Source organism: Methylocystis sp. JAN1, from assembly GCF_052186135.1.
Lineage (GTDB): Bacteria > Pseudomonadota > Alphaproteobacteria > Rhizobiales > Beijerinckiaceae > Methylocystis.
This window is the reverse complement of record NZ_CP181499.1, coordinates 3,477,486-3,499,473: the sequence shown is the minus strand read 5'-3', so window position 1 is coordinate 3,499,473 and position 21,988 is coordinate 3,477,486. Positions and strand designations below refer to the sequence as shown.

Genomic DNA, 21,988 nt, shown 5'->3' with positions numbered 1-21,988 from the left:
TCTAGCGGCCTCCCGGTCGGCGGGGCGAATAGGTTCCATCCGATTCGTCCCGACGGATGCTGGCGATCGTCAGCATCGCGATCTCTTGGGTGGCTTGCAGAAGCCGATCGAGAATTTCGGCGTTTGCAACGAGAAGCTCGCGTAGGCGTTGGACGCTTTCGGCTAGGTCATCGTCCCGACTTGCATCGACCGCCTTGGACGCCTGGATGAATTCCACCAAGGCATGAGTCTTGCGCGCATTCAGAGTTTGGAAATCGAGATCGCCGCCTTGTCTGAGCAAGTTTGTTTCGGCTCGAACGATCGCCTCGAGCCTCTCGATCGAATGTATGAGCGCTTGAGCCGGCCTGGCGTCGGTCGGGGCCGCGAAGGCGCCTGTCTCGGGAGCTTTGTCCAACATGGGCGCTCGGAACTACGTCCGGGAGTCTGGCTTCGAGGGATAGTCTTGCTCGATGAGCTTCTGCACGCCGATGCCGCCCGCGCCGGCAAGTTGTGCGCCGAGTTGCTCCGCCATGAGCGAGCGCCAGAAGCTCCCGGAGGCGCCAATCCCGAAGACGCCGCTCTCCTCCTTCGGCAGAAGCATTTCCAACCACGTTTGAAGAAGGAACGCCTCGAATTTTTTCCCCGGCGACTCCGGCCCGACTTCGGTTCGCCGGATGGCGTCGCTCGTAAGAGAAGCGTGGCTGGATTCGCTCCAAGCGAGACGCGGCGCAGATTCGAGGCCTGGGGGCGGCGCGTTATGCGCCGTGGCCGCCTTCTCCAAGCGTCGCATGGCGCTTCTGACCCGCCCTGGATCCGCGGCGCGCGCAACGTCGGAGACGATGTCAGTGGTGGGAAAGAACGACATGGCCGCTCCCTTTGCCTCTGCATCATGCATAGTCTAGCCGCCTTTCGGCGCGCTGACGTCAATGCCGGAAAGGCCGGAAAGGCGTCGCGCTTCGGCGGCCGCTTCCTCGACGCGCAGCGTTGCATCCGCTTCTCGAAGGGACTTGTCCGCAAGTTTGGCGCGTGCGCCATTTTCCATCGCGGCGCGGCGGAGGGCGTCTATTGCATGTTCGGCCTCGCGGCGTCGGCGAGAAAGGATCTCGATGCGCTGAATCGCAACAACTGGTTCAATCAGGCCGATCGTCTCGAATGCGTCTGCCGTCGCCGCCTGCAGTTCAGCAAGTTCTGCGTTCTTTTGCGCAAGCCGCATTTGCTGAAGGCGCCAGAGCGTTTGCGTAATATGCGACGCTCGTGCGAGACGATGGCGACGATGCTTCATATCACCCCCGAAGGAGCCATGCGGCGAATTGCGAGGTGAAGGCCGAGAAAAAATCGGGCAAGACAATGGAGAAGGCGTAGATGCCCAGAAAGATCGTCAACGGTCCGGAAAGAAAATAGATTTGCACATTCGGAGCGATGCGTGCGAGTAGCCCGAGCGCGACGTTGACGATCAGTCCAAACAAGAGGAATGGGCTGCATATGCGCAGTGCGGCGAGATGAGATTCGCGAAGCACCTTCATGATCTCCCGGAGAAGCGCGATAGCGTCGCGCCCTTCCCGGATCGGCGTTGTTTCATAAGAGAAATACAAGCCTCTTATGAGCTCCATATGCAAGTCGCCGACAAACAGCAGCGTGACCGCGCACGTGACCACAAACGAAGAGAGAAGAGGCGATGCTTCCGACTCCGCGAGCGCGATCCCGAAGATGTTTCCAAGGCCGAAAATCATCGCGACGCTCGTCATAAGCGTTTCGAGCGCGAGAAAATAGAAGCGCGACAAAAGGCCGAGAACGACTCCCATCGCAGTTTCGGAAAAGAGAATCGCGACGAAGTCGGCTGGCCGGGTAGGGTCGATGACGCCACGGATTTGTTCCATCATCGGCGGCGTCAGCGCCAGGGAAACGGCAAGCGCGAGGTAAAGGCGCGCGCGGATGGGAATCCGGTCGCTGGAAAAGCCTGGCGCCGTCATCAGACATCCCCCAATACGGCAGAACAGCACGAAGCAGGGAAGCGCTGGATTATCCGCGAACGTCACGAAATCAACCCAAGCGGCTTGATCTGAACGCCGCCTGCAATTTCGAGATGGGACAACACGGCCTGCGACGGGAAAGGGCGGCTGAGCAGCAATCGAACATATGGCCGCGCTTCGGGCGTCGTCAGAAGGATGAACGTCTCGCCTCGCTCCATGCGGTCACGGATCGCCGCGCCCGCCTCTGCCGAAAACTTTTCGACAAGCGCGGGATCGGCGTCGAAGCCGAGAACCTCTCCCTTCGCGTCGCGCTTGAGATGTTCATGGAAAAACAGGTCCCATCGCGGTCCCAGTCTCAGAATGCCGAGCGCGCCGCAAACCGAGAGGTCGCTACAGATTTGTGAAGCGAGTCGCGTCCGGACATGCTCGACGATCGGCTCCGCGCGTCTGACGAAAGGCGCGACCTCGGCGACGGCTTCTAGGACGAGCTCGAGATTGCGGATGGAAACGCGTTCCGCGAGGAGAAGTTTGAGCACGCCTTGCAGGGTCGAGTGGGTGATGAGACTTGGCGTCATATCGTCGAGGAGCCGCTTATATTCAGGTTCAAGACGATCGAGCAGATTGCGCAAGTCTTTGTAGGTGAGAAGATGCGCGAGATGATTTCGAAGGGTCTCGGATATGTGCGTCAGCAAAACCGAAACCGGGTCGATTGGCGAAAAGCCTTGGCGCTTCGCCTCTTCTACCATGGCGTCGGCGATCCACATCGCCGGGACGCCAAACGCGGGGTCCGTCGTTGCGTCGCCTGGAAGAACGGGCGCGCGCCCCTGCCCGATAACGACGAGATGATGGCCGAGGCGCAACTCGCCCGCCGAAACGAGCGCGCCCTGAATGCGAATGTGATAATGCTTTGGAAGAATGTCGATATCGTCGGAAAGTTTGATCTCGGGAAAGACGAAGCCATAATCGCGCGCGAAGTTGCGGCGCATTTTGACTACGCGGCGTCCAAGTTCCGCCTGGGAAGGCAATAGACCCGCCCATAGCTGCTTGCCGAGCAGGAGCTCGACCGGCGGGACGCGAAGCAGATCATGCGGGGAATCTTTCGTTTCCCGCCGCGCTTGCAGTTCGATGGCGCGCCGCGCCGTATCTTCCAGCAGGCGAGCCTTCTCCGCCTGTTTCGGGATAAGATAAGCGACGAAGGCCATGACGCCGCCAAGGGCGCCGAAGGGCGCGAGCGGCAGGCCTGGAATGAGCGCCAGAACGAACATCAGCAGCGCAGCGACGAAGAGCGCGCGCGGATACATGCCGAGCTGCCGAAGGATGTTCTGCTCGGCCGAGCCTCGCGTGCCACCCTTCGAGACGAGAAGGCCGGCGGAAAGAGAGACGATCAGCGCGGGGATCTGGGAAACGAGGCCGTCTCCGACAGAAAGCTTCGTATAGACGTCCGCCGCGGACGCCAGGCTCATGCCATGGCGGGTGACGCCGATGATGACGCCTCCGAAGATGTTGACGGCCAGAATGATGAGACCGGCGATCGCATCGCCGCGGACAAATTTCGAAGCGCCGTCCATGGAGCCGAAGAAGGCGCTTTCCTCCTCGAGTTCGCGCCGGCGGATCTGCGCCTGACGTTCATCGATCAATCCCGCGGAAAGATCCGCATCGATCGCCATCTGCTTGCCTGGGATGGCGTCCAGCGTGAAGCGTGCGCCGACCTCGGCGATGCGCGTCGCGCCTTTGGTGATGACCAGGAAATTGACGGTGACGATGATCGCGAAGACTGTGAGCCCGATGACGAAGTCGCCGCTCATCACAAGCCGGGAAAAGCCGCTGATAATGTAGCCGGCGGCGGCGGGCCCTTCCGAGCCGTTGGAAAGGATCAGACGCGTCGTCGCAATGTTCAGGGAGAGACGCAGGATCGTTGCGACGAGAAGCACTGTGGGAAAAGAAGAGAAGTCGAGCGGCTTCTGGATCCAGAGCGCAACCATGAGAATGAGGACCGACAGGCCGATGGAGAAAGCCAGCCCGGCGTCAAGCAGAAAAGGCGGGATCGGGAGAAAGAATACGCAAAGGATGAAGACGATGGACATGGCGAAGCCGATGTCCCGCGAACTCCCTTCACCCTGCGCAGTCGCCGTGACATTGGCGGCGTCGCTCATAGCCGGGGTACCTCATGCAGGCCATGCTTGGCCGCTCAGTAGCCTTTTTCGATGCGCGCATAGACGAATTGCGCAAGATTGTTGATCTTCGAACCGATGAAGGGTGCGGAGAGACCCAAGACGACAACCATCGCGATAATTTTCGGCACAAAGGTCAGCGTCGTCTCCTGCACCTGCGTCAGCGCCTGAAGGAGAGCGACAGCGACGCCGACGATCATCGCGGCGCCGACCAGCGGTCCGGACACGACGAGCACGGTCGCCACCGTTCGATGGACGATCTCCAACGCGTCTGCTTCATTCATCGCTAGCTGATCGAGACGCCGGGGCCGACGACGAGGCTGCCTCCGTTTTCCAGATTTGCGACCAATCCGAAGTCCGTCATCGTGACGGACGTTATGACGCCGTTTACCGAGCCGTCCGGCGAGGAGGCGGTGCGCCCGATCAGGCTGGAGGCTTGGGATAGAGTGGATGAATCGGCCATCTGTCCGAGGAGCGCGTTGGTCTTTACCGCCTGCTCCACGGAAGCGAAGGTCGCAAGCTGCGTGACGGTCTGCGTTGGATCCAGCGGCTTCGTTGGGTCCTGATTCTTGATCTGGGTGACCAGAAGCTGAAGGAACGCGTCGAAGTCGCCGGTCGCTTTGGAAGCATCCGCCGTCCCGGACGCATTCGACGCAGACGAAGAGAAAAGGGTTTGAACCGCCGAAATCGTCATTTTATTTTCCTTTCACGCGACGTCCCGCTGATTGGTTTTCTCTGCGAGGACGAGTTCCGCCTCGACGGGAAAAAGCGCTCGGACCGATTTGAGCGCCTCAAACGGTCTTTTGTCTTCAATATGCCGAACGGCCGCCGCGAGGCCGACGACAATGCGAGGGTCGCGAGTGGCGCCGTTCAGCGAGACGAGCATGTCGCGGCAGAGTTCAACGGCGTTATCGCAATCATTGGGGGAGATGATCATGGTCTGGATAACGAAATAAAGCCGCTTTAGCGGCGTGGACGCCTGCTCGGCCTGCATGACGTGATTTTCGAGGAGAAAGGTCACGTCGTTGAGAAGCTCGATGCAGACCTTGCGATCGACGCGCAGAACGGCGCCATTGATGAAGATGCGTTCACCCCGACGGAGCGATATGTTCATGTCAGGCCAGCCCGTCGGCGATGAGTTGGTTGATGTCGATGACGCCGTCGAAATTGCTGGACTTGCCCTGGTCGATGAGGTCGGCCTCGCGGCGTATCCAAAGACCGATGGAAATCAGCGAGGCGCGCAGATCGGGCGGCAGTCCGTTTTCATCACTGCTCAGATCCGCAATGAAGATCGTCCACAGCCGCCTCACAAAATCCGTCGCCTCGAAAGCTTGCGGGCTCAGGGCCCCGTGAGCTTTTGCGGCGGCGAGCTTGGCGTTCGCCGTCTGCAGCGCCGCTTTTTCCCTTTCCCGCGCGCTTTTGGGCGAGTCGTCGGCGATTTCGGCATAGCGTTGCTGATACATCGCGCTTTGTCTCGATCTTAGAGGTATTTCGCCAGGCTCAGCTGGCTGATGCGCGAAGTGAGCGTGTAGGCGGTTTCGATCTGGGTCATGAGGCCATTGACCCGCGCCGCGGCCGCGGTCTGGTCCACGCCTTCCAGATCCTGGAGTTGGAGCAGGATTGCGCTCGATTGAACCGCCATCGCTTCGCTGGCGTTCCGAACGTCGCTTTGCATCACGCCGACCCGCGCTTGGGTCTTTGTCAGGAGAACCATCGCCTCATCTACGGTTTTCATCGCGGTCGTCAGTAAAACGGCATAGGTTTGGCGGCTCATATTATCCGCGCCGAGATCACCCATCATCGCATATGCCGCGGCAAGCTTTTGCAGGGCTGGCTCATTGGCGGTGACCGAGCTGTCAATGATGCGGGAAGGGCCGATCTGGCTTCGAAGCGGCTGGTCCGATGCGTCGGACCACGTCGTGCGCCAGCCTGCGTCCGAGAAGAGGTCCTGGAAGCCGCCGGAAAGGAAGCTTTCGAGCTGCGCCGGCGTGACGGCGGAGAGGGCGGGGTCGGTCTGCCCGAACCCGAAGGCCGATGAGAAGGCGGCGTCCAGAGCGAGTTTGTTAGCCGAGGGCGGGCTAGCGAAATAATCGGCGACTGGGGGTTGGTCGGTTCTGATCCCACCGAACAGAAAGCCGTCGCCGTCGCCGCTATTCAGCTTCGCGATCAAAGTCGCAAGCCCCTGGCGCGCCTGACCGATAATGGCTTCCTTCTCGCCGCCGTCGTTCTGCGCGGCGAGGAGCGTCGCCCGCATATTGCGTGCGTCGGAGAGAAGGCTGTCGAGCGCGGATTGAGACGCATCCAGGCGCGCGTTGACGAGTTTGTTGGCGTCGCGCAAAGCGTCGATCGTCTCTTTGGCGCCCGCAAGCGAGAAGCTTCGACTCGCGCGCACGCCGAGCGTTGCGCCCAGATCGGCGTGAACGCCGGTCGTCATTTCCTTCTGGCTGCGCGCCAGATCGCTTTGCAGATTGGCGATCACGCTGCGCAACGACGCCGTCATCATAAAGGTCGAGGTGGTGTAGAACATGGAGGCACTCACGCGCGTACGGCGGAAAAGAGGGCGTCGAACATCGAGTTGACGGTTTCGAGGAGTTTCGCGGACGCCTGATACGAGTTTTCCAGCGCCAGCATCTGCGACATCTGGTCGTCGAGATTGACTCCCGTCGCGTTGGAGAGCGCCTGCGTGGTTTGGGAAACGACGGCGTCGATATAGACCTTGGCGCCTTCCGCCGTCTTTCGCTGGGCGCCGAGCCAGCCGTTTGATGCGGCTGCGAACGCGTTCACGGAGCCTGCGCCCGCGAGTCCGGCCTGGGCGTCGAAAGATTGCGGCGCCGACCCTGCATTGGCGAGTTCCAGAAGCCGGGTCGCATATCCCGACGCGCCGGACGCGTTGTAGACATAGGCGGGGTCGCCGGAGGCGCCGCCGTCTCGCAGGCGCATGAGGCTCCCTCCGCGCGCGGGGTCGACATTGGCGTTGACCTCGATCTGCCCCGCGAGGCCGTCGATAAGGGCGACGCCCGGCGCTTGGGTGGCGTCGGCGTAGGTGAAAAGACCGGGCAGCGGCGGACCGCCGGCGCCGGTTTGATCCTTTTCCGCGAAGCTCACGACGAGGCCGCGCGCAATCTCGTCGAGTTGCCGCTGGAACTGCGGCGCGATCTCGTCGCGTATCCGGGTGAGGGCCTGAATGGAGCCGGAACGCAGGGGCAGCGGCGCGCCCGCGCCCGTGATTTGAACGCCGTCGACATAAACCGCGGCGCCTGAAACGCTTGGCGAAAGGTTGGGCGTTTCCTTGAACGTCACCAGGCGCGGCGTCGTTTCGAACAGGGTCACGCCGCTGTCCGTATAGAGCACCATGTCGTTGTTCGCCCGCGCGATCGTCGTCAGGCCGATCGTCTTCGAGAGCTGCAGGAGAACGCCGTCACGTCGATCCAGCGCGTCGGTGACGTCGGCGCCCGCCGTCGAGCCGGCGACGACCGTTTTATTGAGTTCCGCGAATTGGGCGAGGAGATCATTGATTTCTCCGACGGCGGCGCCGACGCCGATATCCGCCTGCCGTCTTTCGTCCTGCAGGGCGGTCGTCGCGTCTCGCAGAGAGTCGACGACCTCCTGCGCCGCATTGAGCGCCACTTGCGCCGCCGTCTGATTTGCCGGCGAGGCGCTGTAGCTCTGAAGCGCGCTCGTAAGTTTCGCGATCGTCGTCGCGGCCGAACGGCTGTTGGCCGGGTCGTCGAGGTTGAGAGACTGGTCGATCCGGGCGAGGAAATCCGAGACGGACGTCTCCGTGGATTGCGAGGCGGTGGACGATAGGAGATTGCGGAAGAGCGCGGCGTTTGCGGCGCGCCCGACGCCGAGAAACTCGACGCCGTTGTCGCCTGTCCCGACTCGCGCATATTTGACGCTGACCCCGGCTGCGCCGGCGGAGCTGATATTGCGGGATGTGACGCTGATCTCGTTGGAGATCACGCTGAGCGATTTGGCCGCGACCGCGCCAGCCGTAGTGAGAGACATGAAGCTGCTCGCTTATTTGAGATTATTGAGAACCTGCAGAATTTCCGAAGCGACCTGAAAGGATTGCGTGTTCGCGGTATAGGAGCGCTGGGCGACGATCATCGTCGAAAGCTCGGTGGCGAGATCGACCGTGGAGGCTTCGAGCGTTGCGGAAGCGATTTCTCCGCGTCCGCCGGCGCCGGCCGTTCCGACGAAGATTGGTCCGGAGTCGCCATTCGCGGCGTAGACATTGCCCGTATAGTTCGAGAGCGCCGTCGGGGCCGCCACGTCCGCGACGCCGATGCGATAGGCAGAGCTCAGCTGGCCATTGTCGAGGAGATAGCTGAGCGTCCCGTTTGCGGAGATCTGGACTTCGCGGATCGCAGTCGCCGCATTGCCGTTGACGGTGACGTTTTTGACGACGAAAGGCGCGCCGAGCTGCGTCGTGTTGCTCATGTCGATATTGATCGGCGAGCCGCCGGGAGGCGTGATGTTCAACGCTGCGCCGCTGAGAATCGAGCCGTTCGCCGGATCGAATGTGAGCGTCTGAGTCGCGAGGGGGCCGGACGCATAAGGGAAACCGCCATTGGTCGCGCCGGCGGAGTCATAGAGCGTCATTTCCCAGGCGTTCGGACCCGTCTTTGCGTAATAGACATCGAGAACGACGGGCTTGCCGAGATTGTCATAGACCGTGATCGACGACTTGGCGCTGTATTTGGCGGCCGCGGCGTTGGTCGAGGGGAGATCCGCGGCGTCGACGGTCGGCGCGTCGGATGGAAGATTGGCGGAAAGCACGCCTTCCGTCGTCGGCGCGGCGTAGAGGCGGTCGTTGCGAATGCGTACGACCTCCATATTCGTAAGCGCTTCCGTCTGCGCGCCGCTCGGAAAGCCCATCAGATAATAGCCGGCGGCGTTGACGAGGCGCCCCTGCGAGTCTGGCGTGAAGGAGCCCGCGCGCGTGAGGAAAGTGGCGCCGGAGCTGTCCGATACGACGAAGAAGCCGTTGCCGCGGATCGCCAGATCCGTGGAATTGCCGGTATGCATCAACGCGCCCTGATTGGCGACATCGTAGCGGCTGCGCGTATAAACGCCGCCGCCGAACTGGTCGGCGCCTTGAAATCCGTTAAGCACCGTAAGGAAGTGGGTGGTTGCGCGCTTGTAGCCGACCGTGCTCGAATTGGCGATGTTCTCGGAGATATTGGCGAGCGCGTCGGCCTGCGCGGACATGCCCATGATGGAAGTGTTGAACAATCCAAACGTGCTGCTCATGACCCGACCCGGATAGAGTGATCCGACGCGATTAGAGCGTCGCGTCCTTGCCCGAAGCTGGCGCCGGGGAAGAGCGCCGGTTGCGCGCCGAGCGCTTCGTCGCCTAACAGACTGCGTTGCGACGATTGGGGGAGGCGCGCGTGGCGGACGACGATTCAGTCTTGGAGGCGTTGCGCTTGAAAGGAGAGACGCCGGCGCTCGCCCGTTGGCGCGCCGGTCGAAGGGGCGCGCCAACTTATGAGCGCCTTGCGGATGCAAGCGTCGAGCGGCGCGCCGAACGCCGACGTTCCGCGCGTCTCAGATGGGGGAAAGCGCTTGACCGCGCGGACCGCTTTCTGTGCGACTGCATGATCGCGGATCGGGCGGATGACGGGGTTCGCCTGCGGCTTGCGCGCGCCGTGGCTCTACCGACTCTCTTTCAGTTCTTCGAAGAAGACAGCGGCAAAATCTACGCCGCGCAAATTGTTTGGCGGCGCGGCTTCGAGATCGGCTGTCGTTTGTCGCGAGTTTCGACGCCAGGGAAAGCGGATGTCGCGCGACGCATGAAAAGCAGATATTACGCAATTTGATTCACGCCTCTCCGCCGACGAAATACCGCAATCGTCGCTCCTCAGCCCATCTCGCGGCGTTGCGGGCGCTCGCGGCGAAATCGCCTGCGTCGAAGGCGGCTTGCTTGTCATGCGCGGCGCGCGCCAGCAGGCTTGCCGCGACCGAAAGAAGCACGGTGGAGGAGGCTTTGACGAAGGTGGCGTCGTCGGCGCCCGCGTCGCCCGCCTCTTTGCGGATACGCGCCACGAGGCTGCGTATTTCATAATCCAGCACTTCGAGATCCTGACGCAGGGGCGTTTCGAGCTTTTGGCATTCTTCAATCGACATCACCCTCAACGCCCGGTCGCCCCCTACGCTCATGAACCCTCTCCGTTACGCTGTCTTTGCGCGGAGCCTGCCCAACGCGCCTAAAGAATATATTTCGAAAGGGCGGCCTCGGGCGGCGACCGGCAAGCTCGAAGAAAGCCCGGATCAATGCTCGTGGGCTACGCACCCAGCGCGTTCGAGCTGCGCGGCGAGCGCCAGCGCTTCGCCTTTCAGCCGCGCGACCTCCGCTTCGCGGTTTTCCTCGAAGATCGTCGCGACCGGGGTCGGAGCGCCGAATATGCGCGTGCGGTCTTCAGCGTGGCGGAAGTCCTGCACGATCTCCGAAAGGATAAGCGACCGTTCGGTCTTCGCGCGCATCAGCGAAAGCTGGCGGCAGTCGGCGGCGGCGAAGGCTTGGGACGGCGCGGGCAGGGGCGCGATCTCGCCATGGCGCCTCGCGCAGGCGGAAAGACCAAAGATGACCCAGATCGCCAAGGCCGCTTTCTCTCGCCGCAACATGCCCTTCTCCGCTCCGCCGGCGGCGCGCCGGCCATTCCTTTTGAGCGGAGACGCTGGCGCGAGGCCTTCCGTCCTGCGAGGCCGCGACATATTGGCCGTCGGACGGCGCTTTCCCGTCCCTATTCGATTGTAATATATCGGTGTCAACCTTCGTTCGCGCCGAGCGGGCGCGCTTTTCCGGGGCAAAGGTCGATAGACCGGGACGCGCCGGTTTTGTACGGTCATACTGCGCGGATGGCTGAAACGCCCTCGGCCGGTTTGAGAAAGAAACGGAATAGAGCATGACGATAGGTCGCGACCGGGAGCCTGCGGTCAAACGGCGCAAGGCGCCGCCGGGGATTGAGGCGGTTTCGGAGCGCAAGGAAAAATCAGGGAAAAAAGGCAAGTCCGAAAGGAAGGTCGGCAAGAAGGGCAAGGCGAAGGAGCCGGTCGGGATTCCCACCGTCGAAGCCCGCGAGCCCGAGCCGGTCGCCGCCGTCAAGACGCAGGCTGGAGCGCCGCGGGCCGTCGACAAGCCGGCGTCTCAGCCTGCAGTTGCGATTCCGCCGGTCTCCTCGCCTCTGGTGGGCGTTGACGTCGAGGCGTTCGCCGAGAACATGGCGCAGCTCGTCGATCAAAGCCGGAAGGCGCTCGCCGCCGCGATCGGCAGCGTCGAGGCCGGGGGCGCGCGTAGCGAACTCGCCGCCAATGTCGCAGACGCCACCAAAACGCTCGGCACGGTCGCCGAATACTGGCTCGCGAAACCGGAGCGGGCGGCCGTGGCGCAAGCCGAGCTTTATGGCGGGCTGAGCGAAATCTGGCGCCAGACGTTGCGGCGCTACACGGGCGAGAACGTTCCGCCCGTCGTCGCGCCGGATCCAAGCGACAAGCGCTTCGCCTCGCCCGAATGGGAGCAAAGCCCCTTCTTCGACTGGCTGCGCCAATCCTATCTCTATGCCGCGCGCTGGGCCGGCGACATGGTCGACAAGGCCGAAGGGCTTGACCCGCAAACGCGCGCCAAGGCGCTGTTCTACACGCGGCTCATCTCCAGCGCCGTGTCGCCCTCGAACTTCATCGCGACCAATCCCGAATTGCTGCGCGCAACGATCGAGAACAAGGGCGAAAACCTCATACGCGGCATGAAAATGTTCGCTGAGGATCTCAGCGCCGGCGGCGGCGTGCTGAAGATTCGACAGACGGACGACACCAAGTTCCGGCTCGGCGTCGATCTCGCCAACACGCCCGGCAAGGTCGTCTGGCGCAACGACGTGATGGAGCTGATTCAATATTCGCCGACGACCGCGGAGGTGTATGCGCGGCCGCTGCTGCTCACGCCGCCCTGGATTAACAAATTCTACGTGCTCGACCTCAACAAGGAAAAGAGCTTCGTGCGCTGGGCCGTGGAGCAGGGCTTCACGGTTTTCATCATCTCCTGGGTCAATCCGGACGAGAGCAAGGCCGAGAAGGGGTTTGAGGCCTATATGCACGAGGGCATTCTGACGGCTCTCGACGTGATCGAGAAGGCGACGGGCGAGCGCAAGGTCACGGCGGCGGGCTATTGCGTCGGCGGCACGCTGCTCGCGCTCACCCTCGCCTATATGGCCGCGAAGGGCGACGACCGGATCGAGAGCGTCACCTTCTTCGCCACGCAGGTGGATTTCAGCGAAGCGGGCGATCTGCAAATCCTCATCGACGATGAGCGGATGGCGGCGCTCGACGAGGCGATGGCCAAGACCGGCTATCTCGAAGGCGTGAAGATGGCGAACGCTTTCAACATGCTGCGTCCCAACGAGCTGATCTGGAACTACGTCGTCAATAATTACATGAAAGGCGTTGAGCCGGCGGCCTTCGATCTGCTCTATTGGAATTCGGATTCGACGCGCATTCCGCGGGCCAACCACTCTTTCTACATGCGCAGTTGCTACATCGAGAACCGCATCACGCGCGGCGAGATGGTGATGAGCGGCGTGCCGATCAATCTGCGTCTCGTGCGGGTTCCGATCTATTCGGTTGCAACCAAGGAGGACCACATCGCGCCGGCGCGCTCCGTTTTCCGCGGCGACAAGTTTTTCGGCGGCGAGGTGACCTATGTGCTCGGCGGCTCCGGCCATATCGCCGGCATCATCAATCCGCCGGCGAAGGGCAAATATGACTACCTGACCGGCGGCCCGTTGACGGGGACCTTTGAGGAGTGGGTGGCCAAGGCCGAGGAGCATGAGGGCTCGTGGTGGCCGCATTGGCTGCAATGGGTCACGGCTCAGGCGCCGAAGAAGGTTCCGGCGCGTGAGCCTGGCGGCGGAAAGCTCAAGCCGCTATGCGACGCGCCCGGCGAATATGTGCGGGTGAGGGGCTGAGCTCGAGTGCGACGCTCTGTATGACGGGGGAACTACATTGCGTGGCCGCGCGCGAGATAGGCGAGCCGCGCGGCCATTCGCTCGATCTCCAGCGGATCGTAATCCATTGGCAGGTCTTCCGGCGGCACGTCGGACTCGCTCGCCCGAGTCTCCATGCCGTCGGCGCCGAAGAAGAAACGCGCGCCTGTCGGCGTGAAGGTCACGACCCACTGACCGTCTTTTTGCTCGACACGGAAATCGTCCGTCTTTAGCGCGTTCATGGCCGTCGCTCCGATAAGCGGCGGCAAATAGCGGAGGGAAGGGGAACGGCAAGGGCCGCTCCGCTCCCACCCGCCTTTGCGGCGTTATTTTCCACCCTTGAACATTTGCGCGAGGCTTGGCAGCCGGTCGACCATCCAATAGGCGCCCGCCAGGGCGATGATCGCCGAGACGGCGTAGACGAGCTTCTCGCTGCGCTTGCCGCCGGTCTGCCCGTCGACGAAGAACAGGATCGGCATCACCGCCACGACGATCGCGATCTGGCCGGCTTCCACTCCGATATTGAAGGCGGCGAGCGCCGGAACGACGCCGCCCTGGGGCACGCCCATTTCAGTCAGCGCCGAAGCGAAGCCGAAGCCGTGGATGAAGCCGAAGAGAAAGGTGTTGCGCCAGCGATTGTCCACGTCGCGCGAGAAATAGTTCTCCACGGCGACGAAGACGATCGACGCGGCGATCAGGAATTCGGTGAGCGCGGACGGCAGAGTGAAAATATTCAGCGCCGCGAGCGACAGCGTGATCGAGTGCGAGATGGTGAAGGCGGTGACGATCTTCACCACCGGCCAGATGCGCGTCGCCCAGAGGATCAGCGCGAAGAGGAAGCAGAGGTGATCATAGCCCGTGACGATGTGCTCGACGCCCGCCTCGAAGAATTTCTTCATGAGCTGGGCGGTGGTCTCCATGGGCTGGGAGAGGTCGAGCGGCGGGTTCTGCGGATAGAGCATCGTCTCGCCGGCGTTCTCGCCGAGCAGCGTGACGAGATGCTTGCCCTTCGAGCCCTGCGCGGCGAGGAGCTTCGTCGCGTCGTAGAAGACCTTGCCGCTCGTCCCCGAGCAATCGAAGCGCACCGCGACGAGCGCGCTGTCCTGATTGGTGGGGTCTTCGCCCGCTTTCTCGACCTTGGCCAGGCAGGCGCGGCCGGTCTCGTCGCGCATCGCGACGCGCTTGGCGACGAATTTGCCGATTTCCTCCTCCAGCACGCCGGGCGGAGAGAGGTCGACGCCCGCGCGCTCGTCCATCGTCTCCTGGAACATGCGCTCGAGGTCGGTCGCGAGGAAGCCGACGTCGACCATATAAAGGCGATTCGCTTGCGGAGCGATCTTGCCGGTCGAGATATCAGGCGTATGCGCCAGAGCGGGCGCTGCGAGGGCGAGCCCCGCGCTCAAGGACAGTAAGGCGGCCAGTCTCCTCCAGAACCCGGTCATCTTTGGCGTTTCCTTTTGTTTTGGTTGGCGCGCACCATGCCAAAGGCGGGGAGGGCGGACAAGATCAAGCAGCCGCGAATTTCTGGCGTAAGCTCGCCTTTGCAATAAGTATGATGTATAATTAAAAACATCATACGAACGCGCGCAAGGCTTTCCCTTGGGCGAACGTCCATGTTTGCGAAATTGGCTCCCTCAGCGTGTCACGTCGCAGCGTTGAGCTTTTCCAACCTGGCTGTGGCGCAAGTAGATATTTTCTGGCGGGCGCATCATGACCGGCCACGATCGTTTTACAGGGCGGTCGCGAACCATTCGCGTTCATTGGCGCGCCGCAGCGCGCCATCGGCGCTTGCAAGTTTCATCTTGGCGTCGAAGCCGGTCCGATCGGCCTGGCGCCGCCGCTGCTACGGTCGTCGATAAGCTTTTCATAAGCGCGAACGCAGTCCGCGCCTCGTCCATGCCCGTTCGGCGATCATCGCCGTGTTCGGGACGCGGCTGCCGGCTCCGGCGTTGTAAAAAAGCCCGACCGCTGCTAGTTGCTCCGTTACTGAGAGAGCCGGAGCAATTGCCTTGCAACGCGTGACGGTGACGATCGACGATGAATTAATGGGTGCGCTTGACCGCTACATGGAGGCGGGCGGCCACCAGAACCGCTCCGAGGCCGTGCGCGATCTCGTGCGGGCGGGGCTTCTAAAGGAGCCGAAGACCGACGGCGCGCGCAATTGCATCGCTGCGCTGGTCTATGTCTACGATCACGAGACGCGGCAGCTTTCCAAGAAACTGGTTCATGACCATCACAGCCATGCGGACATGTCGATCGCGACGCTGCATGTGCATCTGGACGAAGCAACGTGCCTGGAAGTGTCCCTGCTGAAGGGGCAGAAATCCGAGGTGGAGCATTTCGCGGGCCATCTCATCGGCGAGCGCGGGGTGCGCTACGGTCAGCTCGTCGTCGTCCCGGCGGAGACGGAGGAAGCGGAAAAAACGCACGGGCGCCGCCACGCGCTTCCGCAAGGTTAACGCATCCTACGGCTTCAATTTAGGCAGGGGCGAACTGACAGCGCCGCTCACGCATAGGACATTTTCGGAAAGCGTCGTCGCATGACGCCGGAAATCTCCCGAGGTTTTCTCGTCGACCGACCAGAGCGCGCCGCGCCTTTCGACTCGACTCTACGGGGGCGCTTGCTAGAACCGCGCTATGCGCTTTTCTCCTTCCTTCCTCGACGAAATCCGGGCGCGCGTCCCAGTCTCCGAGGTCGTGCGCCAGAAGGTGAAGCTCAAGAAAGAAGGCCGCGAATGGCGCGGCCTTTCGCCCTTCAACGCCGAGAAGACCCCTTCCTTCTTCGTCAACGATCAGAAGGGCTTCTTCCATGACTTCTCCTCTGGGAAACATGGCGACGGCTTCGCCTTTCTCATGGAGACGGAAGGGCTGAGCTTCCCCGAAGCCGTCGAGCGGCTCGCCGCGCTGGCCGGGTTGCCCATGCCGGTTGAGACGCGCGAGCAGCGCGAGGAGGACCAGCGCCGCGCGACGCTCGGCGAGGCGCTGGAATGGGCGGCCGAATTTTTCCAGAAGCAACTCGCGAGCCCCGCCGGCCGCGAGGCGCGGGGCTATCTCGACCGCCGGCAGGTCTCCGCGCTCTCCCGCGAAAAATTCCGCCTCGGCTACGCGCCTGCCGAGCGCCACGCGTTGCGCGACCATCTTGCGGCCAGGGGCGCGACGGTCGAGACGATGATCGAGGCCGGGCTCCTCATCCATGGCGAGGACATCCCCGTCCCCTTCGATCGTTTCCGCAATCGCGTGATATTTCCGATCTGTGACCGCGCCGGCCGCGTCGTCGCGTTCGGCGGGCGCGCCATGGAGGCGGACGCACAGGCGAAATATCTGAATTCGCCCGAGACGCCGCTCTTCCATAAGGGCGCGACGCTTTACAATCTCCACAACGCCCGGAAGGCCGCCCATGACGCCGGAACCATCATCGCGGTCGAGGGCTATATGGACGTCATCGCGCTCACGGCCGCGGGTTTGCCCCACGCCGTCGCGCCGCTCGGCACGGCCCTGACGCCCGATCAATGCGGCTTGCTATGGCGCCTAACTGAGGAGCCGATTCTCTGTTTCGACGGCGACAAGGCTGGCCTCAAGGCCGCCTATCGGGCCGTCGATACGGCCCTGCCGCTCATTGGGCCAGGAAAGACCTTGCGCTTCGTCCTGTTGCCGGACGGCCAAGATCCCGACGAACTGCTGCGCGCCGGCGGCCCCGGCGCCCTCGCGCAGGCGCTGGAGCGAACGCTGCCGCTCGTCGATCTGCTCTGGATGCGGGAGACGCAGAGCGCTGTTCTCGACACGCCGGAGCGACGGGCGGGGCTCGAACGCCGGCTGCGCGAAATCGCCGCACAAATCGGCGACGAGACGCTACGGCGCTATTACGTCCAGGAGCTGAGCGACCGGCTGGCGCGGCTCTTCGGCCGCCGGCCGCCCGCCCCCGGCCGCGGCCGCGACTTTGGCGCCCGCCGCGTCGCTTTCCGACCCGGCGCGCCCGAGGCGGGGCCGGTGCGGATCAGCCCGGCGCTCGCCAATTCGCCGCTCTTTCGTGGCGTAAGACCGCCGATCGCGCCGCGAGACGCCCTGATTTTGTTGATCCTTATGAACCATCCCGAGGTGCTGGCCGCCGAGGTGGAGGAAGTGGCCGGGCTCGATTTCGGCTCGAGCGAGGCCGCCGCGCTGCGGGACACGCTGGTCCGCTGGACCGAGGCGGGCGGCGGCGAGCGGGCCGAGCTTCAACGCGCCCTGGAGGAAGCGGGGCTCGGCGGCGTCGCCTCGCGTCTTGAGGGCATGGTAGCTCACGCCGCGCTCTGGAGCGTGCGCCCGGAGGCCGCTCCGTCCGACGCGGCCGAGAGCCTGCGTCAGGCTTTAGTCTTGCATCGCCGCTCATGGGCGTTAAATAAAGAACTCCGCGCGGTCGAAGCCCGGCTGGCTGAAAGCTCCAGCGAGCAAGATTTAGCGCGATTGAGGGATATTCAAGCGCAGCTGACCGCGCTAGATGGCGCAGAGGCCGCCGTGGAGGGCTTCGGGGCCTCCTCCGGGCGGTTGACGCGGCCGCTTTGACTTTCTGGCCTTACCGCGCAATTTGAGTGTGGTTAGCGGGGCGTTAAGACCCCGCGGAGAATGTTGGGGACGAGAATCGGCGCGGGCTGAGCGTCCACGCCGAAGGGGAGGGGCCGGAGTTGGCTGTCTCCGGAAGATTATCGACAGATTCGAGGCCCGGTTCGGCAGCCCCATGAGGCGGCGCGCCGGGGACCGTGTGGAGCTGTGTATGGCGAAGAAAGACGAAGACAAGGTCGATAATGAGGGCGCCGCTACGGTAGACGCCGCCGACGGTCCGCTTCTCGATCTGAACGACGCCGCCGTCAAGCGGATGATCAAGCTCGCCAAGAAGCGCGGCTTCGTCACTTATGCCGAATTGAACGCCGTTCTGCCCTCGGAGGAGGTTTCCTCCGACCAGATCGAGGACGTCTACGCCATGCTCTCCGAGATGGGCATCACCGTCTCCGAGGGCGACGATCCGGATGACGTCGAGGAAGAGCAGAGCGCGGAGGAAGAGGAAGCCGAGGGCGGCGATCTCGTCGAGAGCCCGCGTTCGAGCGCGGTCGCGACGCGCTCCTCCGAGCCCGCCGACCGCACCGACGACCCCGTGCGCATGTATCTGCGCGAGATGGGCTCGGTCGAGCTTTTGTCGCGCGAGGGCGAGATCGCCATCGCCAAGCGCATCGAAGCCGGCCGCGAGGCGATGATCGCCGGTCTCTGCGAGAGTCCGCTGACCTTCCAGGCCATCATCATCTGGCGCGAGGAGCTCGAAGCCGGAAAGGTCTTGCTGCGCGACATCATCGATCTCGAAGCCACCTATGCCGGCCCGGACGGCAAGGCCGCCGCCAAGGCGCCCGCCGAGGAGGGCCAGGAGATGGCTCCGGCCACCGCGCCGCGCACCCCGCCGGCCGGCATCGCGGAGGGCGCGGCTCCCGAAGAGTCGTTCGAGGAGGAAGACGACATGGAGAATTCCGTGTCGCTTTCCGCCATGGAGGCCGAGCTGAAGCCGAAGGTTCTGGAAACCTTCGCGCGCGTCGCCGACGCCTATAAGAAGCTGCGCCGCCTTCAGGACCAGAATGTCGAGAACAAGCTCAAGAACGAGACGCTGACGCCCGCGCAGGAGCGCAAATACAAGCAGCTCAAGAAAGAGATCGTCACGGACGTCAAGTCGCTTTCGTTGAACCAGAACCGCATCGAGGCGCTGGTCGAGCAGCTCTACGACATCAACAAGCGCCTCATCGGCTATGAGACGAAACTGCTGCGTCTCGCCGACAGCTACGGCGTCGCCCGCGAGGACTTCATCGATAAATTCCACGGTTCCGAGCTCGACCCCAAATGGGTGATGCGCGTCGCGCAGCTTCGCTCCAGGGGCTGGAAGGAGTTTGTCGCGGAGGAGAAGGACCGCATCAAGGATCTGCGCGCGGAAATCCATGCGCTCGCGACCGAAACGGGGCTGGAGATTTCCGAGTTCCGCAAGATCGTGCACATGGTGCAGAAGGGCGAGCGCGAAGCGCGTCAGGCGAAAAAGGAAATGGTCGAGGCGAATCTGCGCCTCGTCATCTCCATCGCCAAGAAATACACCAATCGCGGCCTGCAGTTCCTCGACCTTATTCAAGAGGGCAATATCGGCCTGATGAAGGCGGTCGACAAATTCGAATATCGTCGCGGCTACAAATTCTCGACCTACGCCACCTGGTGGATCCGCCAGGCGATCACGCGCTCGATCGCCGATCAGGCGCGCACGATCCGCATTCCGGTGCATATGATCGAGACGATCAACAAGATCGTGCGCACCTCGCGCCAGATGCTGCACGAGATCGGCCGCGAGCCGACGCCGGAGGAACTCGCCGAAAAGCTCGCCATGCCGCTCGAAAAGGTGCGCAAGGTGCTGAAGATCGCCAAGGAGCCGATCAGCCTTGAGACGCCGATCGGCGACGAGGAGGATTCGCATCTCGGCGATTTCATCGAGGACAAGAACGCCGTGCTGCCGATCGAGGCCGCGATCCAGTCCAATCTGCGCGAGACGACGACGCGCGTGCTGGCATCGCTCACGCCGCGCGAGGAGCGCGTCCTGCGCATGCGCTTCGGCATCGGCATGAACACCGACCACACGTTGGAGGAAGTCGGCCAGCAATTCTCGGTGACCCGCGAACGCATCCGCCAGATCGAGGCGAAGGCGCTGAGGAAGCTCAAGCATCCGAGCCGGAGCCGGAAGCTGAGGAGCTTCCTGGATAACTGACTTTTAAAATGCGAAGCGCGCCTGAAGGCGCGCGGTCCGGAGATTCACTGGACCGCGCGCCTTCAGGCGCGCTTCACTCACTCAATACGGGACTGCGCCTTCGTCTCCGGCATCGTCGCATAGACGACCAGCGACACAAAGATCGCCGCGCTCGCATACCAATAGAACCAGCTCTCGCGGCCCTGCGACTTGAACCACAGGGCGACATATTCCGCCGAGCCGCCGAAGACGGACACCGTCGCCGCATAGGGGAGCGCCACGCCGGTCACGCGGATGGCGGCGGGGAAGAGTTCTGCTTTCACCACCGCGTTGATCGAAGTGTAGAGCGCGACGATCAGCCAGGCGATGCAAACCAGCATAAAGGCGGTCCAGGCGTCGCGCGCCTGCCGGATCGCCGTCAGCAAGGGGACGGTGAAGAGCGTCCCAAGAATGCCGAAGGCGATCAGCATCGGTCGGCGGCCGACGCGGTCGGAAAGCGCGCCATAGACCGGCTGCAGGGCCAGCGCGAAGAGAAGGGAGCCAGCCGAAATCCATGTCGTCTGCGACGCGGTCAGCCCGGCGGAGAGCTTCAGGAATTTCTGCATGTAGGTCGTGTAGACATAGAAGGCGATCGTGCCGCCCAATGTCAGTCCCACGACCGTCGCCGTCTCGCGTTTGTGATCGAGAAGCGCGCGTAGCGACCCGCGCCGCGTTTCCCTCCGATTCGCCGCGAAGGCGGAGGTTTCCGCGAGATCGCGGCGCATGAGCAGCGCGACGACGGCGAGGAGCGCGCCGATGGCGAAGGGGATGCGCCAGCCCCAGTCGCGAAGCGCCTTGTCGTCGAGCAACAGATTTTGCAGCACGAGCAGCACGACGAGCGCAAGGAGCTGTCCGGCGATCATCGTCACATATTGAAAGCTGGAATAGAAGCCGCGCCGCGCCGGCGTCGCCGTCTCCGCGAGATAGGTCGCGCTCGATCCATATTCGCCGCCGAGGCTCGCGCCCTGCAACAGCCGTGCGAAGAGGAGCAGGGCGGGGGCGGCGGCTCCGATCGTCACATAGGTGGGAACGACCGCGATGATGAGCGAGCCCGCGCACATCAGCAATACGGAGAGCATGAGCGCCGCCCGTCGCCCATGCCCGTCGCCGATGCGTCCGAAGACATAGGCGCCGATGGGGCGCATGAAGAAGCCGAGCGCGAAGACGCCGGAGGTCGACAGCATCTGCGCCACCGGATCGTCGCCTGGGAAGAAGGCGTCGGCGAAATAAAGAGAGAAGGCCGAATAGACGTAGAAGTCGTACCACTCGACGAGATTGCCGACCGAGCCGACGAGTATTGCGCGAATGCGCGCCTTTTCGCCGAGGCTGATTTTCGGCGTGTGTAGCATCAGACGAACTGGCTGGAAATGTTCACCATCAATGCGAGGATGGTCGTGTTGAAGAAAAAGGCCACGACGCCATGGACGAGCGCGACATTGCGCATGGCGCCTGAGCAGATTTCGACATCCGCGGTCTGGCAGGCGACGCCGATCACGTAAGAGAAATACAGGAAATCGCTATATTGCGGCGCCGGCGTGTTGGGGAAATGCAGGCCCCCACGGGCGCTCGCCTTTTCTTCGGGCGCTTCATCTGCTTCGCTATAAAATTCGTGGGCGTAATGGAAGGCGAAGATCAGATGCATGAACGCCCATGAACTGAAGACGGTGACGACCGCCAGCGCGATATGCGCAACCTTTTCGTCTTCGAAGAGGGTTTTTGTCTGTCCGAGCTCCGCGATGATCGCGCCGATGGCGACGCAGGTCGCCGTCGCCGTAAGAAACAGCACGGCGGTCCGGCCTTCGTCCGAGAGCAGCGCCCGCTGGCGGATCGATTCATGCGTTGAACGACGGATGATCCGCGACGCGGCGATCAGATAAAGAAAGACGGCGACGTTCCAGCCGGCAAGGCCGCGCGTCACCCCGCCAAATTCGCGTGGGAGCCAGTCGAAGACCGCAGCCGGCTGCTCAATCGACGTGGGCAAACCGAGTCCGAAGGCGGCGCCGACGGCTCCGCATATGACGAGCCGGTAGTGCGCCCGCAGGATTCGCCAAAAGGCCGGGCGCGGCGATCGTCGTTTCGCGTCTGGGCCGATCGCCGCCATTTCGCATC

The 21,988-nt window shown here is 63.0% G+C and carries 22 protein-coding genes; 4 read left to right on the top strand and 18 right to left on the bottom strand.

Annotated elements, in window-relative coordinates; translation table 11 throughout:
- Position 1: 1 nt before the first annotated feature.
- The 14 genes from ACNHKD_RS16725 to ACNHKD_RS16660 all read right to left on the bottom strand — a co-directional run bounded on the left by ACNHKD_RS16725 (position 2) and on the right by ACNHKD_RS16660 (position 10,750).
- Positions 2-397 carry a hypothetical protein gene (locus tag ACNHKD_RS16725; protein ID WP_442754614.1) on the bottom strand — a complete coding sequence of 132 codons (396 nt, stop codon included), beginning with the start codon at positions 395-397 and terminating at the stop codon, positions 2-4.
- A 12-nt stretch (positions 398-409) separates the two neighbouring features.
- Complete coding sequence (locus ACNHKD_RS16720; protein WP_442754613.1) at positions 410-844, bottom strand: rod-binding protein; 435 nt, start codon at positions 842-844, stop codon at positions 410-412.
- Positions 845-877: 33 nt separating this feature from the next.
- On the bottom strand, positions 878-1,192 hold the full coding sequence (locus ACNHKD_RS16715; protein WP_442754612.1) for a hypothetical protein: 315 nt from the start codon (positions 1,190-1,192) through the stop codon (positions 878-880).
- Between the two features lie 70 nt (positions 1,193-1,262).
- Entirely contained in the window at positions 1,263-1,949 is a 687-nt protein-coding gene (locus ACNHKD_RS16710; RefSeq protein ID WP_442754611.1) for a flagellar biosynthetic protein FliR, read from the bottom strand.
- A gap of 62 nt (positions 1,950-2,011) precedes the next feature.
- Positions 2,012-4,102 (bottom strand): flagellar biosynthesis protein FlhA, encoded by a 2,091-nt coding sequence (gene flhA, locus ACNHKD_RS16705; RefSeq protein ID WP_442754610.1) that lies wholly within the window; start codon positions 4,100-4,102, stop codon positions 2,012-2,014.
- A gap of 35 nt (positions 4,103-4,137) precedes the next feature.
- Complete coding sequence (locus ACNHKD_RS16700; RefSeq protein WP_442754609.1) at positions 4,138-4,404, bottom strand: flagellar biosynthetic protein FliQ; 267 nt, start codon at positions 4,402-4,404, stop codon at positions 4,138-4,140.
- Between the two features lie 2 nt (positions 4,405-4,406).
- Positions 4,407-4,814: a flagellar hook assembly protein FlgD gene (flgD, locus tag ACNHKD_RS16695; protein WP_442754608.1), complete on the bottom strand. Its 408-nt coding sequence runs from the start codon at positions 4,812-4,814 to the stop codon at positions 4,407-4,409.
- 12 nt (positions 4,815-4,826) lie between these two features.
- On the bottom strand, positions 4,827-5,234 hold the full coding sequence (gene flbT, locus ACNHKD_RS16690; RefSeq protein ID WP_442754607.1) for a flagellar biosynthesis repressor FlbT: 408 nt from the start codon (positions 5,232-5,234) through the stop codon (positions 4,827-4,829).
- A 1-nt stretch (position 5,235) separates the two neighbouring features.
- Positions 5,236-5,583, bottom strand: a complete 348-nt coding sequence (gene flaF / locus ACNHKD_RS16685; protein WP_442754606.1) for a flagellar biosynthesis regulator FlaF — start codon at positions 5,581-5,583, stop codon at positions 5,236-5,238.
- Positions 5,584-5,600: 17 nt separating this feature from the next.
- Positions 5,601-6,647: a flagellar hook-associated family protein gene (locus ACNHKD_RS16680; RefSeq protein ID WP_442754605.1), complete on the bottom strand. Its 1,047-nt coding sequence runs from the start codon at positions 6,645-6,647 to the stop codon at positions 5,601-5,603.
- An 8-nt stretch (positions 6,648-6,655) separates the two neighbouring features.
- Entirely contained in the window at positions 6,656-8,128 is a 1,473-nt protein-coding gene (flgK, locus tag ACNHKD_RS16675) for a flagellar hook-associated protein FlgK (protein WP_442754604.1), read from the bottom strand.
- Between the two features lie 12 nt (positions 8,129-8,140).
- Positions 8,141-9,376 carry a flagellar hook protein FlgE gene (locus tag ACNHKD_RS16670; protein ID WP_442754603.1) on the bottom strand — a complete coding sequence of 412 codons (1,236 nt, stop codon included), beginning with the start codon at positions 9,374-9,376 and terminating at the stop codon, positions 8,141-8,143.
- A gap of 570 nt (positions 9,377-9,946) precedes the next feature.
- A complete protein-coding gene (locus ACNHKD_RS16665) occupies positions 9,947-10,285 on the bottom strand; it encodes a hypothetical protein (RefSeq protein ID WP_442754602.1) in 339 nt (112 codons plus the stop codon).
- Between the two features lie 111 nt (positions 10,286-10,396).
- The gene (locus tag ACNHKD_RS16660) at positions 10,397-10,750 is read right to left on the bottom strand and encodes a hypothetical protein (RefSeq protein ID WP_442754601.1); all 354 of its coding nucleotides are present in this window, start codon (positions 10,748-10,750) and stop codon (positions 10,397-10,399) included.
- A 281-nt stretch (positions 10,751-11,031) separates the two neighbouring features.
- On the opposite strand from ACNHKD_RS16660, the gene phaC reads away from it, so the two are divergent.
- Positions 11,032-13,083, top strand: a complete 2,052-nt coding sequence (gene phaC, locus ACNHKD_RS16655) for a class I poly(R)-hydroxyalkanoic acid synthase (RefSeq protein ID WP_442754600.1) — start codon at positions 11,032-11,034, stop codon at positions 13,081-13,083.
- Positions 13,084-13,115: 32 nt separating this feature from the next.
- Here the strand turns inward: phaC and ACNHKD_RS16650 are convergent, their stop codons facing one another.
- A complete protein-coding gene (locus ACNHKD_RS16650; RefSeq protein WP_442754599.1) occupies positions 13,116-13,343 on the bottom strand; it encodes a hypothetical protein in 228 nt (75 codons plus the stop codon).
- 84 nt (positions 13,344-13,427) lie between these two features.
- Positions 13,428-14,543 carry a HupE/UreJ family protein gene (locus ACNHKD_RS16645; protein WP_442754598.1) on the bottom strand — a complete coding sequence of 372 codons (1,116 nt, stop codon included), beginning with the start codon at positions 14,541-14,543 and terminating at the stop codon, positions 13,428-13,430.
- A gap of 567 nt (positions 14,544-15,110) precedes the next feature.
- Between ACNHKD_RS16645 and nikR the strand changes: the two genes are divergently transcribed.
- The 3 genes from nikR to rpoD all read left to right on the top strand — a co-directional run bounded on the left by nikR (position 15,111) and on the right by rpoD (position 19,861).
- Positions 15,111-15,560, top strand: a complete 450-nt coding sequence (gene nikR, locus ACNHKD_RS16640) for a nickel-responsive transcriptional regulator NikR (RefSeq protein WP_442754597.1) — start codon at positions 15,111-15,113, stop codon at positions 15,558-15,560.
- A gap of 178 nt (positions 15,561-15,738) precedes the next feature.
- The gene (dnaG, locus tag ACNHKD_RS16635) at positions 15,739-17,643 is read left to right on the top strand and encodes a DNA primase (protein WP_442754596.1); all 1,905 of its coding nucleotides are present in this window, start codon (positions 15,739-15,741) and stop codon (positions 17,641-17,643) included.
- Positions 17,644-17,851: 208 nt separating this feature from the next.
- Positions 17,852-19,861: an RNA polymerase sigma factor RpoD gene (rpoD, locus tag ACNHKD_RS16630; RefSeq protein ID WP_442754595.1), complete on the top strand. Its 2,010-nt coding sequence runs from the start codon at positions 17,852-17,854 to the stop codon at positions 19,859-19,861.
- Positions 19,862-19,938: 77 nt separating this feature from the next.
- On the opposite strand, the gene ACNHKD_RS16625 is transcribed toward rpoD, so the two are convergent.
- Positions 19,939-21,228, bottom strand: coding sequence for an MFS transporter (locus ACNHKD_RS16625; RefSeq protein WP_442754594.1), 1,290 nt, complete (start codon positions 21,226-21,228; stop codon positions 19,939-19,941).
- On the bottom strand, positions 21,228-21,980 hold the full coding sequence (locus ACNHKD_RS16620) for a DUF1345 domain-containing protein (protein WP_442754593.1): 753 nt from the start codon (positions 21,978-21,980) through the stop codon (positions 21,228-21,230). Before ACNHKD_RS16620 ends, ACNHKD_RS16625 begins: the two co-directional genes overlap by 1 nt.
- Between the last annotated feature and the right edge of the window lie 8 nt (positions 21,981-21,988).